General features: G+C 55.2%; 13 protein-coding genes. 6 read left to right on the top strand and 7 right to left on the bottom strand.

Annotation, left to right across the window (positions count from 1 at the left end):
• Positions 1–222: 222 nt before the first annotated feature.
• Positions 223–1,038 carry a hypothetical protein gene (locus tag ACHUEV_RS04790; protein WP_394177919.1) on the top strand — a complete coding sequence of 272 codons (816 nt, stop codon included), beginning with the start codon at positions 223–225 and terminating at the stop codon, positions 1,036–1,038.
• Positions 1,039–1,112: 74 nt separating this feature from the next.
• Here the strand turns inward: ACHUEV_RS04790 and ACHUEV_RS04785 are convergent, their stop codons facing one another.
• From ACHUEV_RS04785 to cysG, 6 genes are all read right to left on the bottom strand, one after another.
• A complete protein-coding gene (locus ACHUEV_RS04785) occupies positions 1,113–1,961 on the bottom strand; it encodes a ferredoxin--NADP reductase (protein ID WP_394177918.1) in 849 nt (282 codons plus the stop codon).
• Positions 1,962–2,031: 70 nt separating this feature from the next.
• Positions 2,032–2,439, bottom strand: a complete 408-nt coding sequence (locus tag ACHUEV_RS04780) for a DUF934 domain-containing protein (protein WP_394177917.1) — start codon at positions 2,437–2,439, stop codon at positions 2,032–2,034.
• Complete coding sequence (locus tag ACHUEV_RS04775) at positions 2,436–3,155, bottom strand: phosphoadenylyl-sulfate reductase (RefSeq protein WP_394177916.1); 720 nt, start codon at positions 3,153–3,155, stop codon at positions 2,436–2,438. The genes ACHUEV_RS04780 and ACHUEV_RS04775 overlap by 4 nt, the downstream gene beginning before the upstream one ends.
• The gene (locus ACHUEV_RS04770) at positions 3,145–4,818 is read right to left on the bottom strand and encodes a nitrite/sulfite reductase (RefSeq protein ID WP_394177915.1); all 1,674 of its coding nucleotides are present in this window, start codon (positions 4,816–4,818) and stop codon (positions 3,145–3,147) included. Before ACHUEV_RS04770 ends, ACHUEV_RS04775 begins: the two co-directional genes overlap by 11 nt.
• Positions 4,819–4,883: 65 nt before the next feature.
• Entirely contained in the window at positions 4,884–5,195 is a 312-nt protein-coding gene (locus ACHUEV_RS04765; RefSeq protein WP_394177914.1) for a DUF2849 domain-containing protein, read from the bottom strand.
• A complete protein-coding gene (gene cysG / locus ACHUEV_RS04760) occupies positions 5,195–6,586 on the bottom strand; it encodes a siroheme synthase CysG (protein ID WP_394177913.1) in 1,392 nt (463 codons plus the stop codon). The genes ACHUEV_RS04765 and cysG overlap by 1 nt, the downstream gene beginning before the upstream one ends.
• Before the next feature lie 135 nt (positions 6,587–6,721).
• Here cysG and ACHUEV_RS04755 point away from each other — a divergent pair, with 135 nt between their 5' ends.
• The 3 genes from ACHUEV_RS04755 (at position 6,722) to ACHUEV_RS04745 (ending at position 8,697) form a co-directional block, all read left to right on the top strand.
• Positions 6,722–7,183, top strand: coding sequence for an Lrp/AsnC family transcriptional regulator (locus ACHUEV_RS04755; RefSeq protein WP_106355820.1), 462 nt, complete (start codon positions 6,722–6,724; stop codon positions 7,181–7,183).
• 81 nt (positions 7,184–7,264) lie between these two features.
• Positions 7,265–7,456 carry a hypothetical protein gene (locus ACHUEV_RS04750; RefSeq protein ID WP_394177912.1) on the top strand — a complete coding sequence of 64 codons (192 nt, stop codon included), beginning with the start codon at positions 7,265–7,267 and terminating at the stop codon, positions 7,454–7,456.
• Between the two features lie 326 nt (positions 7,457–7,782).
• A complete protein-coding gene (locus tag ACHUEV_RS04745; protein WP_394177911.1) occupies positions 7,783–8,697 on the top strand; it encodes a hypothetical protein in 915 nt (304 codons plus the stop codon).
• A 121-nt stretch (positions 8,698–8,818) separates the two neighbouring features.
• On the opposite strand, the gene ACHUEV_RS04740 is transcribed toward ACHUEV_RS04745, so the two are convergent.
• Positions 8,819–9,982, bottom strand: a complete 1,164-nt coding sequence (locus ACHUEV_RS04740; protein ID WP_394178273.1) for a cytochrome P450 — start codon at positions 9,980–9,982, stop codon at positions 8,819–8,821.
• 59 nt (positions 9,983–10,041) lie between these two features.
• Between ACHUEV_RS04740 and ACHUEV_RS04735 the strand changes: the two genes are divergently transcribed.
• Together ACHUEV_RS04735 and ACHUEV_RS04730 are read left to right on the top strand one after the other, a co-directional pair.
• On the top strand, positions 10,042–11,811 hold the full coding sequence (locus ACHUEV_RS04735; RefSeq protein ID WP_394177910.1) for a sensor histidine kinase: 1,770 nt from the start codon (positions 10,042–10,044) through the stop codon (positions 11,809–11,811).
• The gene (locus tag ACHUEV_RS04730; protein ID WP_394177909.1) at positions 11,808–13,037 is read left to right on the top strand and encodes a sigma-54-dependent transcriptional regulator; all 1,230 of its coding nucleotides are present in this window, start codon (positions 11,808–11,810) and stop codon (positions 13,035–13,037) included. Before ACHUEV_RS04735 ends, ACHUEV_RS04730 begins: the two co-directional genes overlap by 4 nt.
• Positions 13,038–13,205: the final 168 nt, after the last annotated feature.

Here is a 13,205-nt window from a genome sequence, read left to right as displayed (position 1 = left end):
GGTGGGGCGTTATGGGGTCTGCGTCCTATGGTCTTTATCCTTTAATTGTTCCGTTTAGGTAGCCTGTAAAGTAGACTGCGAAACAGGGCTCTTCAACCCGCAAAACTGCGTGGACACGTTAGATTTTCCCCCTGTTTTCTACTTCACCTTGTCTGCGCCATCTGACATATCCGCATTGAGGGCCATTGGGCCTGTAAAAAATAGATCTGAAAGGATGTTAAAATGAGAGCAATCGCCATTTTGGTCATTGTCGCTGTACTCGGTTTCTTTGGTTACCAATATGCCGCTAAGGGCCGTGGACCAGCCGAAGCTGTTGGCGTTTTGACCGGCGCAACTGCTGCGGCTGAACAAGCTGCGGCTGAAGCTGCCGCTGCTGCGCAAGCTGCTGCTGAGGCTGCTGAAGCTGCCGCCGCTGAAGCCGCTGCGCAAGCTGCTGCCGAGGCTGAAGCTGCCGCTGCAGAAGAAGCTGCTGCCGCCCAAGCTGCGATTGACGCTGCTGCTGCAGAAGCAGAAGCTGCTGCCGCTGAAGCCGCCGCTGCCGCTGAAGCAGCTGCAGAAGAAGCTGCCGCACAGGCTGCTGCTGAGCTTGAGGCTGCAGAAACTGCTGTATCTGAGGAAGCTGCTGCATTAGAAGCCGCCGCCGCTGCAGAACTTGAAGCTGCAGAAGCTGCTGCTGAAGAAGCCGCTGCGCAAGCTGCTGCCGAAGCCGAAGCTGCAGAAGCTGCTGTAGCCGAAGAAGCTGCCGCTGTGGCTGAAGAAGCCGCTGATGCAGCAGAAGAGGCTGCGACTGAAGCAACCGAAGCTGCTGGCGAAGCCGCAGAAGCTGCTGATGAAGCCGCTGATACAGCTATGGGCTCTGTTGCTGACCTGCTGACAACTGACGGTTTTGATTCTGAAAAGGTTATGGAGATGATCGACGGTTCTGATCTTTCCGGCATTCAGAAGACAACCATCACAACAGCGCTGAACGCTGCAAAAGACAACCCAGAACTACTGGAAGCAGCTCTTGAGCAGTTGAAAGGTATGCTGGGCATGTAAGCCCAACATATCTGGAAACAAAAAAGGGCCGCGTCATTGCTGACGCGGCCCTTTTTTAATTATGTATTAGTAACTTAGCCGACAAAGGCTTTCTCAATCACGAACTCGCCGGGCTCAGAGTTGGCGCCTTCATTCAGGCCCGCCTTTTCCAGTAGTTCTTTGATGTCGAGGTTGAACGCCAGTGACCCACAGACCATTGCACGGTCCGTCGCAGGATCCATTGCAGGAACACCAAGGTCAGCGAACAGCTCACCGTTTTCGATCAACGTTGTGATGCGTCCCATCTTTGGGCTCTCTTCACGTGTTGTGGTTGGGTAGTATTTGATCTTTTTCCAGAACCCTTCACCGATCACTTCGTTCAAAAGCTCATCAGTTTTCAGACCTTCGATCAGATCGCGGCCGTAGGTCAGTTCAGCGACTTCACGGCAGGTATGCGTAATGATGATTTCATCATAGTCTTCATAGGTTTGCGGTTCGCGCAGTAGGCTAGCGAAAGGTGCAAACCCTGTCCCGGTCGAGAAGAAATACAGGCGTTTACCGGGTAGCAGCGCATCATGCACCAACGTGCCAACTGGCTTTGGCTTTAGAATGATCTGATCGCCTGCTTTCACATGCTGCAGTTTCGATGTCAGGGGGCCATCTTGGACCTTGATCGAATAGAATTCCATCTCTTCATCCCAAGATGGGGATGCGATGGAATATGCACGCAGCAATGGGCGTTGTTTGCCGGTTTTCGGATCAGGGTCGCCCATCAGGCCAATCATAACGAATTCGCCTGAACGGAACCGCAAAGATGCAGGACGCGTTACGCGAAACGAGAAAAGACTATCAGTATAGTGCTTCACTTCGGTAACAGTCTGCGCATCCGGCAGGACAGGTACGGCTTTGGCTGTGGTTTCGGTCACTGGTGTTTGCTCGGTCATAATGTAAGTCGGCGACCCTTATCGGGCCGCCCTCCGGTCTAGTCGTTGATCTGGATCAGGGAAAGGGGCCTTAGCCGCGCATCCGGGCCTGATAGTTATGGTTTTGCCAATCGGCGCGGAAAAGCCATTGGTCTTCGGGCTGGCGGGTCGCTAGCGTTTCGTCGATTTCGACCTCATCAAAACCTGACCGACGCGCCATAGCGTATTGGTCGGCAATGACATGGCCCTTGGCACGCAGGCGGCCTTTGAAACCTGCGCGGCGCAGCATCGCGGCAAGCGTAAAGCCGCGACCATCTGCAAATGATGGGAAATCAATGCGGATCATTGGCGCGTTCGTCAACTGCGCCAATGTGTCCGGTGCGGTGTCTGAAGGAAGGTCGACGCAGTAGTCACCATTTGCAGGTGCTTCTTCGCGTGCAACAAAGCCGTTGGCCCAATCGTCAGTTCCAAACCCGTTATCAGTTACGATCACGCTCATGCTGCTTTTCCTCCGCGTACCATTTTACCGTTTTCAAAGTGGATACCACATTCTTCTTTTTCGCTATCGCGCCAGCGGCCTGCACGGGGGTCTTCGCCTTCGCTGACGCGGCTTGTGCAGGGCATACATCCGATAGATGGGTACCCTTGTGCCACCAGCGGATGCCGGGGCAGGTTATGTTCTTCCATATAGGCCTTTAGTTCGTCGGGACCCCAATTTGCAAGGGGGTTCACCTTTACCTTGTCGCCGTCCTTTTCGAACAGCGGCAGTGCTGCGCGCTGACCGTTTTGGTACCGCTTACGGCCAGTGATCCAGCCATCGAACTCTTGCAACGCATCCGCAAGTGGGCGGGTTTTGCGTAAGTCACAGCAGGCGTCGGTGTCAGCCTGATGCAGCAGCCCATCGACGTCTTCTTTCAGGACGGCCTCGCGTGATGGCGTAATGACACGCACGTCGATAAGTCCCAGCTTTTCCGAGACATCCTTTTGATATTGTAGGGTCTCTGGGAACAGCATTTCTGTATCAAGAAAGATGATCGGCGTGGATTTGTCGATTTGTGCAATCATGTGCAGCAACACAACGCTTTCGGCCCCAAAGGACGACACCATGGCGATACTGCCAAGTTGTACATCCTCTAGTGCATGGCGCAGCACGGTTTGCGCATCGCTATCGCGATGCAGCAAATTCCGACGCTCGGCGATCTCTCTAAGCGGCATTGGCTTTATCCTCGGCTGGTGGATAGAGGATCGCTTTGAACGGCTCCATCCCTAGGCGGCGGTAGGCTTGCAAGAATGTCTCATCTGCGTCCTGACGCAGATCGAGATAACCTGTCACCAACCGTTCAATCGCAGGCACGATGTCGTCAGCGCTAAAGCCGGGGCCTGCGCGCGTGCCGATCGTGGTGGTTTCGGTTCCGTCACCGCCAAGCGTGATCTGGTAGTTTTCAACACCAGCGCGATCCAGACCAAGAATACCAATGTGACCCACATGGTGGTGGCCACAGGCGTTGATGCAGCCTGAAATCTTGATCTTTAGCTCGCCGATGTCATGTTCGATCTTAAGCTCGTCAAAGCGCGTCGCGATTTCCTGTGCAATTGGGATCGACCGCGCAGTCGCCAAGGCGCAGTAGTCCATGCCGGGGCAGGCGATGATATCGCTGACCAGACCGATGTTGGCTGTTGCCAAGTCAGCCTCGCGCAGCGCTGCGTAAACAGCGGGCAGGTCAGCTTTGTGGACATGCGGCAGGATCACGTTCTGTTCGTGGCTGATCCGCAGTTCACCGTGACCGTATTGTTCGGCAATATCCGCCATCACGCGCATCTGGTCAGAAGTCGCATCGCCCGGCGTTTGACCGTGTTTCTTGATGCTGATCGACACGATCGCATAACCCGGCGCCTTATGCGCCGCCAAGTTGGTGTCAGACCAGGCGCGGAAAGCAGGGTTCGCAAGGCGCGCCGCTTCATAGCCACCTTCAGATTTACTGACATAGGCAGGCGGGGCGAAAGCGGCTTCGATGCTTTTCAGCAACTCTTGGTCGAAACCGGTAAAGCCTTTGCGGATGGCTTGGAAACGTTCTTCGACCAACTGTTGCATTGTCTCAAGACCGTTTTCGTGAACAGTGATCTTGATCCGTGCTTTGTATTTGTTGTCGCGGCGGCCTAGCAGGTTGTAGACGCTGACGATGGCCTCGCAATATGCAAGCAGCTCTTCGCGAGGAAGGAATTCGCGCAGTACTTTTCCAACCATTGGCGTACGACCAAGGCCACCACCAACGATGATTTCATAGCCCGGCGTGCCTTCGGCGTTGCGGACCATGCGCACCCCGATGTCATGTGCACGGGTTACAGCGCGGTCATGTTCAGAACCGCTTACCGCGATTTTGAATTTGCGCGGCAGGAACTGGAATTCTGGGTGGTCAGTGGACCACTGGCGCAGCAATTCAGCAACCGGGCGTGGATCTTCGATCTCGTCCGCGGACGCGCCTGCAAAATGGTCGGCAGTCACGTTGCGGATCGTGTTCCCAGATGTCTGAAGCGCGTGCATGCCGACATCGGCCAAAGCCTCAAGAATATCAGGCACGTCGGCCAGTTTTGGCCAGTTGTACTGGATGTTCTGGCGGGTGGTGAAGTGGCCGTAACCTTTGTCCCAACGATCAGCGATATATGCCAACTGGCGCATCTGTGACGGGTTCAACGTACCGTAAGGCACAGCAACACGCAGCATGTAGGCGTGCAGTTGCAAGTACAGGCCGTTCATCAGGCGAAGCGGCTTGAATTCGTCTTCGGTCAGTGATCCGTCGATACGGCGTTCAACTTGACCACGGAACTGGGCAACGCGCTCGCGGACAAATGCTTCATCAAAATCGTTGTATACGTACATCTGGCTTCTTCCTTCGCGTTCCGGGGAGGGCCCCGGAACCTCGTGGGTTATGTGTTGGTCGCGGATTAGGTCCGGGACGCGTTATCTACTTGTTTGCCATGGGCATAGTTTGACGGGCCGCGTGTGCGGAATGTTTCGCGGAAATGCGTTGGCTCTGGGCCGTTTGGACCTTCTTTTGCGTCGGCAAGGTAGGCGCCAGCGATCTCAGCCTGACGTGCTTGTGCTTCCAACAGGCGCAGGTCTGCGTGCGCTTCGTCGGTGATCAGCTCGGCTTCGGACATATGCGGGGTCCAGCGGTCGTCAGCGGTGAACCAAACAGCGTCGCCTTCCAGCAACGCATTTGCGGTGATGACTTTGGGGGTAAAGGCACGGGCCATTATGCAAACTCCTTGAGTTTCAGCGATTGAGCAGCGGCTTCGCGTGGAGCGAGGCCATAAAATGTGATTACAGGACCAGACAAACGTGATTGTGACATTGTTGGTTCCAGTGCGACCAATGTGGTCGCGATGATGCGTTGATCGGCACGGCTAACGTTTTCGATAATCGTAACGGGCGTAGCTGGGTCGGCGCCGTGCATCAGCAGCCGACCCTGAATAAAGCGGGCAGACTTCTTGCCCATATAGATGGCTGCGACTTCTCCGGGGGCAGCCAATGCTTTCCAATCGTGGTCAGCATAACCTTTGGTGTCGTGCCCTGTGATCAGGCGCACAGCTGAATTGCGGTTCCGCTTGGTCAGGCTTTGCCCAATATGCGCTACAGCAGCAGAGGCGGCCGTGATGCCCGGAATAATCCGGTAACTAACCTGCGCGGCTTCCAGTGCTTCGATTTCTTCATCCAAGCGACCAAAGACAGTCGGGTCACCGGCCTTAAGGCGCACAACATGGTGACCATTTTGGGCATGTTCAACGATTAGCGCGTCAATGTCAGACTGCGCCATGGATGGGCCAAAGCCTTCTTTACCGGCGTCGATGATGATCGCTTCGCGGCGGGCAAGTTCCAAGATTTCTGGCGTTACCAACCGGTCATGAATAACGACGTCGGCCTTGTCCAGCGCGTTACGGGCTTTCAGTGTCAGCAGTTCGGGGTCGCCGGGGCCCGCACCAACGAGGTCAACATGACCAGCAGTGTCTGTCGCCATGATTTGCTGATCAAGAAGCGTTTCCAAAGTTGGAATAACCGCAGCTTCGCCTTTTTCGTCAAAAGCCTTGGGGCCTGCGCCGAAATAGAAGGACGACCAGAAATCACGACGCTTGCGGCCCATAGGCAGCACATCAACAGCGTGGCGGAATGTTTTGCCGATCCGGGCCAGAACGCCCAACGACTGTGGTAGGCGTGCTTCTAGGTCTGCTTTGATTGCACGCGCCAAAACTGGGGCAGCACCTTCGGTGCCGATGGCCACGGTTACAGGATCGCGGTCTACGATGGCGGGCGTGATAAACTGGCTGTCAGCAAGGTTATCGACGATGTTGACCAGTGCGCCTTCAGCATTCGCAATTGCGGCAACACGTGCGTCTTCGGCATCATCTTCGTTGGCGGCATAGAATAGCGCAGCGCAGAGCGCATCGCCCGGCTGCATAGCACGGTTGATGATTGTCAGCTTGTCTTGGGCAGCCCAACGTTGGATTTCTGGCGCAACGTCTGCCGCGATGACGGTCAGCTTTGCTTCGGTTTTCATCAGCAGGCGCAGCTTTGCCATAGCCGCATCACCACCGCCCGAAAGGACAATGCGACGACCGGCGACGGCTAGGAAAATTGGAAAGTGCTGCATAGCGAACCTCTGATTTCTTGGGTTTAATATAGAATATCGTTCTGCTATTTACGCCCCCTACAGGGCAGTTAAGGAAAACTGTTCTGGTTGCCTGTGAATTTGGACCGTCTGTCCTAAGAATGCGGAGAAATAAGAATGTCGGTACGGATTGATGCGACAGACCGGAAAATTTTGGCAGCATTGCAGGCCGATGCCGCGCAATCATTGGATGAAATTGCCAAGAATGTAGGGTCTTCGAAAACGCCTGTTTGGAATCGCATTCGCAAGATGCGCGAGGCCGGGATCATTGGTCATCAGACAGTGATGCTTGATGCCGAAGCACTGGGGTTTGAGGCCTGTTTTTTCGTGCTGATCCGCACCTCAGAGCATGACGCGGACTGGCAGGGTAAATTCCTTAAGGCCCTGAAATCACGACCCGAAGTGCAAGAGGCCCACCGGCTGGCAGGGGACATTGATTACATCCTCAAGGTGCGCGTGAAAAACGCCCGGGCGTATGACACATTCTATCAGGCGCTGATATCCGAAGTGAAGGTGCACAACGTCACCGCGCTATTGTCGATGGAAGAGATCAAATCGACCGTGGCGCTGCCGCTTTAGGCGCGTTTCGGGCCATTGAGCTATATCAATGCGGGACGGTCGCTATTGCTCGAAACTGGCGAGTAGAAAAGGAGATTTGTTATGAAAAACACTGTTATTCTACTTGCCATGATCGGCATGCTTGCGGCTTGCGAAGATACGATGTCCGGTTATCCTGCCGACGATCAAATGTCTGCGGAAAGCGAAGCTGCGGCTACCAGCACCAGTGACACGGAGGAGCCGGGCGACCGCGACCGTGACCAAGACCAAACAACCAGCCACAGCGGCGGCTAAGTTACACTGCGGTTGTAACGATGAATTTGGTTAACGAAGCGTGCGCAGTTTTTGCTGCGCATGCTGACATGCAGCAGATATGCTGGGTTAATGCTTGAAAACAGGGGCGATGTGGCGATGCAGATGCCGTACAGACTGCGTACAGTAGGCGTATGTACAGCTGTATGTATTTGAGTGGTTTAACGTTGCGTACGGTCGGGAAGGGTTAATGCCGGCTATGCGGGACGAAGCTTTCATTTCCATCGGCAAAGCGAATGACTGCTTCTCTAGGTAGGTCTAGCAATCAATGCCTTTAAATGGTCACCGGATACAGCTAGTTTTCAGGTATGGATCGTCCAGATTTTCATTTCCGGCAGGCGCAATCTGCATTCGACTTGATTTGGTTGCTACAAGTTCAAGACGATGTTTTGCTTGCCGAGATTGGCGGCCAAGGTTTTCCAAAAATCGTTCGGGAAAAGTCGTGTCGCTTTGAGGAGGAAACAGACGCAAAGTGCTATGAACAGCTTGCGGCCACAGCAATCGAGTCCTCAGAAGGGGCAGACATCGCAGTTGCCATGATCGTGGCCAACGATCTTCAAAGAGGATTGTGGGGCGGCGATACGAGAGACTTCGCAGAAATGGCAGCGAAGAAAGTTCTCGCCGCCGGTCGGCCGCTTTGCACAGCAATATTTCGCGGCTTAGACGCTCTCGAAGACTTATCCTACAGCTATGAACCGACCGAGTACTTTCAGCCCGATAAATCGAGGTTGACGCGCACAGCAGAACAAATACTGCCCCAACTGTGCGAGATTGCCAAGTCAATGGACGAGCCAACGCGCAAGAGCGTCGCCGCTGCAGACTACGGCTGCGATATTGATCGTCATCTTGAAGCTCTCAATGACGTGCTGTCGTCGGAGACATGCCTATTCCCAAATGATGAGGCCTGGTACCCAAGCGAAGTCGTCGAGCTGGTATCGCATGTACGTGCAACGTCCGGCTTCGTTCCTTGCACCGCCCTCCTTTTGGCGAACGCGTTGCAGGGTAGAGACAACGTTGGCTGGTTTGAGTTTCGTTGGAGCAACTTGGCGGCGGACTACAATGTTCTTCCGAAGACTGTTCGCGCCCCAATTTTGGCGGGGCTTCGGTTTATTTACGAGTCAGGTGAGGATTTTCTGACTTATTCCGGAGCCAAACACTGCGACCCGGTCGCTTCGCCCGAAGGTTTTATAGACTTTGTTAAGCTGCGCGACGACGAATTCTAGGGGCAAGTGAAAGCAGCCGTTCGTTCACTGCGCAGCATCCAACCCTTTGGGCTCAAATCAGACCTTCGCTGTGATACTGAGCTTAGTACTTCTTAAGTGGCTGCTTTTTGATCAGCTTGCCTCACGCTCTTACCATCAAGCGTTCCAACCCATGAAAGTGAAATACGTCTCCGTACTGCGGTTTTTCGGCCAGTTTTAGGTTAGGGCAGCGTTCGAATAGTGTTTCGAGCGCGATGCGGAGTTCTAGTCTTGCGAGTGGTGCGCCGACGCAGAAGTGGATGCCGCCGCCGAAGCTGGTGTTTTGGGGGCCTTTGCGTGTGGGGTCGAATGTGTTGGGGGCGTCGTAGGCGAGAGGGTCTCGGTTTCCCGCGCCGAGTAGGCAGGCGATTTGGTCGCCGCGTTTGAAGGACTGGTCGCCGATGGTCACGTCTTCGTAGACCCAGCGTGTGAACATGTGCAGGGGCGGGTCGAAACGGATGATTTCCTCGACGCAGGGGTCTGTAATTTCACGGATATCTCGTTCTAGGAGTGTTTTAACCCCGTTGCCCAGCGTGTGCACCGTGGCCTCGTGTCCGGCGTTGAGAAGCAGGATGCAGGTGGTGATCAATTCATCCTCTGACAGTTTTTCACCGTCTTCTTCGGCCGCGATCAGGGTCGAGATCAAGTCGTCGGTCGGGGATTTGCGCCGCACGTTGATGTAGCCGCGCATGAAGGCGGTAAAGTCGTTGGTGGCAGCGATTGCGGCGGCTTCGATCTCGGGGGTGCGTCGCGCTTGGTACATGGAGACCATCGCGTTGGACCAGCGTAGCAGGTCACCAGCGCGGTCTTCGGGGACGCCTAGCAGTCGCGAGATCACGACGACGGGGACGGGTTGTGCGTAGGCGGTAAGCAGATCGAAGGGCTCGGATGGAAACCTGTCGATCAGGTCTTGGCAGAGTTGGGTGATATCGGGTGCCAGTGCGGCGATGGTCCGGCTGGTGAAGGCGCGCAATACGAGCGACCGCAGGCGCGTGTGTTTGGGTGGTTCCAGTTCCAGCATGGAGTGGGCTTCGACATCGTAGAATGGTTGGAGCGCCTTTGGGATGTCGGGTGCTAATTCCGGCGGGTATTCGCGCCCCATTTTCCGATTGCGCAGTACTGCGTGTACGGCGCTGTGCGAAACGGCGCAGGCCATGTCGTATTCATCCCACCAAAAGAAATCTCCGCCCGCGCGGGCGCGGTCATAAAACGGGTAGGGGTTTTGGACAAAGGCGGGGTCCGTCGGGGACTGAGAAAAGCGTTGCATATGGCAGGTTTGACGCGCCTGTCTGGCCATTGCAAGTCCGCGTCGATAAGTTGTGATCTATGGAACGATTTCTAAGACCACGGCTATTGGTGATTGCTGCTTTTTTGGCGGCAGTGGTGGGCTTTGCTGGGGCGGTCTATTGGTATGGCTATGTGTCTGCTTTGGGTCCATTGGAGCAGCGTGCCCGTGCTGACCTTGCGCTTGCGTCGGATAGTTTGACCGGAGAGTTGCAGCGGTTTCGTGAGTTGGCGGTTCTGACCTCGGATCATCCGCAGGTGCGGTCCGTTGTGGCTGGTGATAGTGATGCCGCGTCGGTGCAGCCAGTATTGCAGGAAATCGCGGACAAGACGGGTGCGTTGGATATTATGCTAGTCGCTCCCGATGGCAGTACGATGATCGCGACCCAAGGTGCGCCTAGCGTGGATCATTGGGGGCGCATATACATGACCCGTGCGCTGGACGGCGCGCTGGGCTTTCATCATCTGTATAGTGAGGCCTACGGTCGGCGTGCCTTTGTCTTTGCGGCACCTGTGTTTTCGGATGCTGGCCCTGTTGTTGCGGCATTGCTGGTTTATGCCGATGTGGAGGCTGTCGAGTCTGCATGGCGTGGTGCGCGTCCGGCGTTGTTTTTCACTGATGCGCAAGGCGTTGTGTTTCTATCAAACCGGTCAGAGCTGGTCTTTACTGCAAAGGGGGCGATGCCTGCTGGGTTAAGTAGCTATCCGATTGAACGTCTGACACCGTTTGTGTCCTATTCCGAACAGCCGATCCGTGATTTTGATATCTGGCAAGTCGATGGCGGGCGTTATGTTCCAAGCCGTGCGCTGCATCTGACATTGGACTTGCCGGTTATTGATATGACGGGCGAGGTGTTAGTCGATGTTGCGCCTGCGCGTAAGTTAGCGTCCTTGCAGGCCGCTGTGGTTGCTGCCGTATGTTTGGCCTTTGGTATGTTGTTATTTATTGCCACGCAGCGGCGTAGGACGTTGGCAGCGCTGAATACACGGTTAGAACGTCGTGTAAGCGACCGCACCGCTGAATTGCGTGCTGTGAACGCCGACCTGCGTCGCGAAGTGGCTGAGCGCACTGCGGCTGAGGCCCGGTTGCAAAAGGCCCAAGATGATCTTGTGCAGGCGGGAAAGCTGACAGCGCTGGGCCAGATGTCTGCAGGGATTAGTCACGAGCTAAATCAACCGCTGACCGCGATCAGATCATTTGCGGAGAACGCCCAAGGGTTCATTGAACGCGGTAAGCCAGAGATTGCTGGACAGAACCTGGGCCGGATATCGGAGCTTGCCCGCCGTATGGGGCGCATCATTAGCAATCTACGTGCCTTTGCCCGCCAAGAGGATGAACCGCCAAAAGACGTGGATATTGTTGCCGCGATTGATGCCGTGCTTGAAATCACTGCGCCTCGTGCAGCGCAGGACGGAATTGCTGTCATCTGGGATCGCCCGCTTGTGCCGATGATTGTCAGAGGCGGAGAAGTCCGGTTGCAGCAGGTTATCCTGAACCTTGTTTCCAACGGGATGGACGCGATGGAGGGGAGTGATTCGAAGCAGGTCACTATTACGCTTGAACAGCATGGCGCACGTACGACTGTATCCGTGCGTGACACCGGGCCGGGTATCGCAGAGCCAGAAAAGATATTTGATCCGTTTTACACGACAAAGGCCGTCGGTGCCGCCGAAGGTATGGGCTTGGGGCTGTCCATTTCTTACGGCTTGGTGCAAAGCTTTGGAGGAATGATCCGGGGGCGTAATCACCCTGATGGTGGTGCTGTGTTTACCGTCGAACTGGATGCTGTTGCGCAAGAGGCTGTCGCATGACCAAACGTGTTTTACTGGTAGATGATGACCGCGATATCCGCGAAGCTTTGGGGCAGACGCTTGAGCTGGCTAATCTTGCACCGACGCTTGCGGGATCTTTCGTTGAAGCAAAGGATCATATGACACCGGGCTTTGCTGGTGTGATTGTATCAGACATCCGTATGCCCGGGCGCGATGGATTCCATCTGCTTGACTACGTGCGCGAGATCGATCCTGAATTGCCTGTCATCCTACTGACCGGAGAGGCTGATATTCCCATGGCAGTGCGCGCCATGTCGGCAGGCGCGTATGATTTTCTTGAAAAACCATGTGCGCCGCAGGATTTCGTTGCGGTCGTCGAACGGGCGCTTAAGGCGCGGGCACTTGTCCTTGAGAACAGGCGTCTGAAATCTGAACTTGAGGCAGGCGATGCGGCGTCGCGTATGTTGGTTGGCCGATCCAAGCTTTCCGACGAGATGCGCAATCAAGCGCGTGCTGCTGCGCGTGCCGGGACAGAAGCGCTGATTATGGGAGAGCCCGGAACAGGCACGCCAAAGATGGCAGAGGTCATTCATTTGCTTTCCCCAGCGGCGGCGCGGCCATTTATCAAACGTGCGGCATCTTCTTTGGATGCGGCGGGCCTTGCTGATGCATTTGCTGACGCCTTGGATGGTACGCTTTATTTGGATGAAATCACCGGGCTTAGCCCCGCGATGCAGCTGTTGCTTTTGGATCGGTTAGAGGAGGGCGGTGTTGCGCGGGTGCTGGCCGGAACAACCCGTAGCCTGCAAGAGGCGATGGGGGCAGGGAAGTTTAACCCAGAGCTGTTTTATCGCTTGGATTTGATGCGCGTCCGCATTCCGCCATTGCGCGAACGCCCAGAGGATATTCCGGTCCTGTTTCAGCATTATGTTTCTTTGGCTTGCGAACAGGCCAACCTGACACCACCTGAAATCACCGCTGATCTAACCGCGCGCCTTATGGCGCAAGACTGGCCCGGAAACGCGCGGGCACTGATGAACGTCGCTATGCGGTTCGCGCTGGGCCTTGATGAGGAAGATACGCAAGTGGCAGGTGGACTGGTCGCACAGATGGCACAGGTAGAGCGGTCATTGTTGGTTGCGGCGCTTCAGCGACATAATGGTCGTGCGACGGATGTTGCCAAAGATTTGCAACTTCCGCGAAAGACCTTTTATGACAAGCTAACCAAACACGGGCTGCGTGCTGAGGATTATCGGACAAATTAGGATTCTATCCCGTTAGCGCAAACCTGTGTGGATTTTCGCACATGGCCTATGTTTGGGTGTGTGGAAAACCGCCACACCCTTAAGGTGAGGCGCTGTGTTTGTAGATTAAGTAAATTTATATCAATTGCTTGCGAGTCAAAGTTGATGTTTCGTGAAAGATTCTTGTCG

Source organism: Yoonia maritima (assembly GCF_043641945.1).
Classification (GTDB): domain Bacteria; phylum Pseudomonadota; class Alphaproteobacteria; order Rhodobacterales; family Rhodobacteraceae; genus Yoonia; species Yoonia maritima_B.
Note: the sequence above shows the minus strand (reverse complement) of the source record. Positions and strands in the feature narration are given on the sequence as shown.

Coding starts and splice junctions, on each gene's coding strand:
- cysG (WP_394177913.1), bottom strand. CDS start 6,586: ATGCAGCACTTTCCAATTTTCCTAGCCGTCGCCGGTCGTCGCATTGTC.
- ACHUEV_RS04745 (WP_394177911.1), top strand. CDS start 7,783: ATGGATCGTCCAGATTTTCATTTCCGGCAGGCGCAATCTGCATTCGAC.
- ACHUEV_RS04735 (WP_394177910.1), top strand. CDS start 10,042: ATGGAACGATTTCTAAGACCACGGCTATTGGTGATTGCTGCTTTTTTG.
- ACHUEV_RS04740 (WP_394178273.1), bottom strand. CDS start 9,982: ATGCAACGCTTTTCTCAGTCCCCGACGGACCCCGCCTTTGTCCAAAAC.
- ACHUEV_RS04785 (WP_394177918.1), bottom strand. CDS start 1,961: ATGACCGAGCAAACACCAGTGACCGAAACCACAGCCAAAGCCGTACCT.
- ACHUEV_RS04755 (WP_106355820.1), top strand. CDS start 6,722: ATGTCGGTACGGATTGATGCGACAGACCGGAAAATTTTGGCAGCATTG.
- ACHUEV_RS04770 (WP_394177915.1), bottom strand. CDS start 4,818: ATGTACGTATACAACGATTTTGATGAAGCATTTGTCCGCGAGCGCGTT.
- ACHUEV_RS04780 (WP_394177917.1), bottom strand. CDS start 2,439: ATGAGCGTGATCGTAACTGATAACGGGTTTGGAACTGACGATTGGGCC.
- ACHUEV_RS04730 (WP_394177909.1), top strand. CDS start 11,808: ATGACCAAACGTGTTTTACTGGTAGATGATGACCGCGATATCCGCGAA.
- ACHUEV_RS04750 (WP_394177912.1), top strand. CDS start 7,265: ATGAAAAACACTGTTATTCTACTTGCCATGATCGGCATGCTTGCGGCT.
- ACHUEV_RS04790 (WP_394177919.1), top strand. CDS start 223: ATGAGAGCAATCGCCATTTTGGTCATTGTCGCTGTACTCGGTTTCTTT.
- ACHUEV_RS04775 (WP_394177916.1), bottom strand. CDS start 3,155: ATGCCGCTTAGAGAGATCGCCGAGCGTCGGAATTTGCTGCATCGCGAT.
- ACHUEV_RS04765 (WP_394177914.1), bottom strand. CDS start 5,195: ATGGCCCGTGCCTTTACCCCCAAAGTCATCACCGCAAATGCGTTGCTG.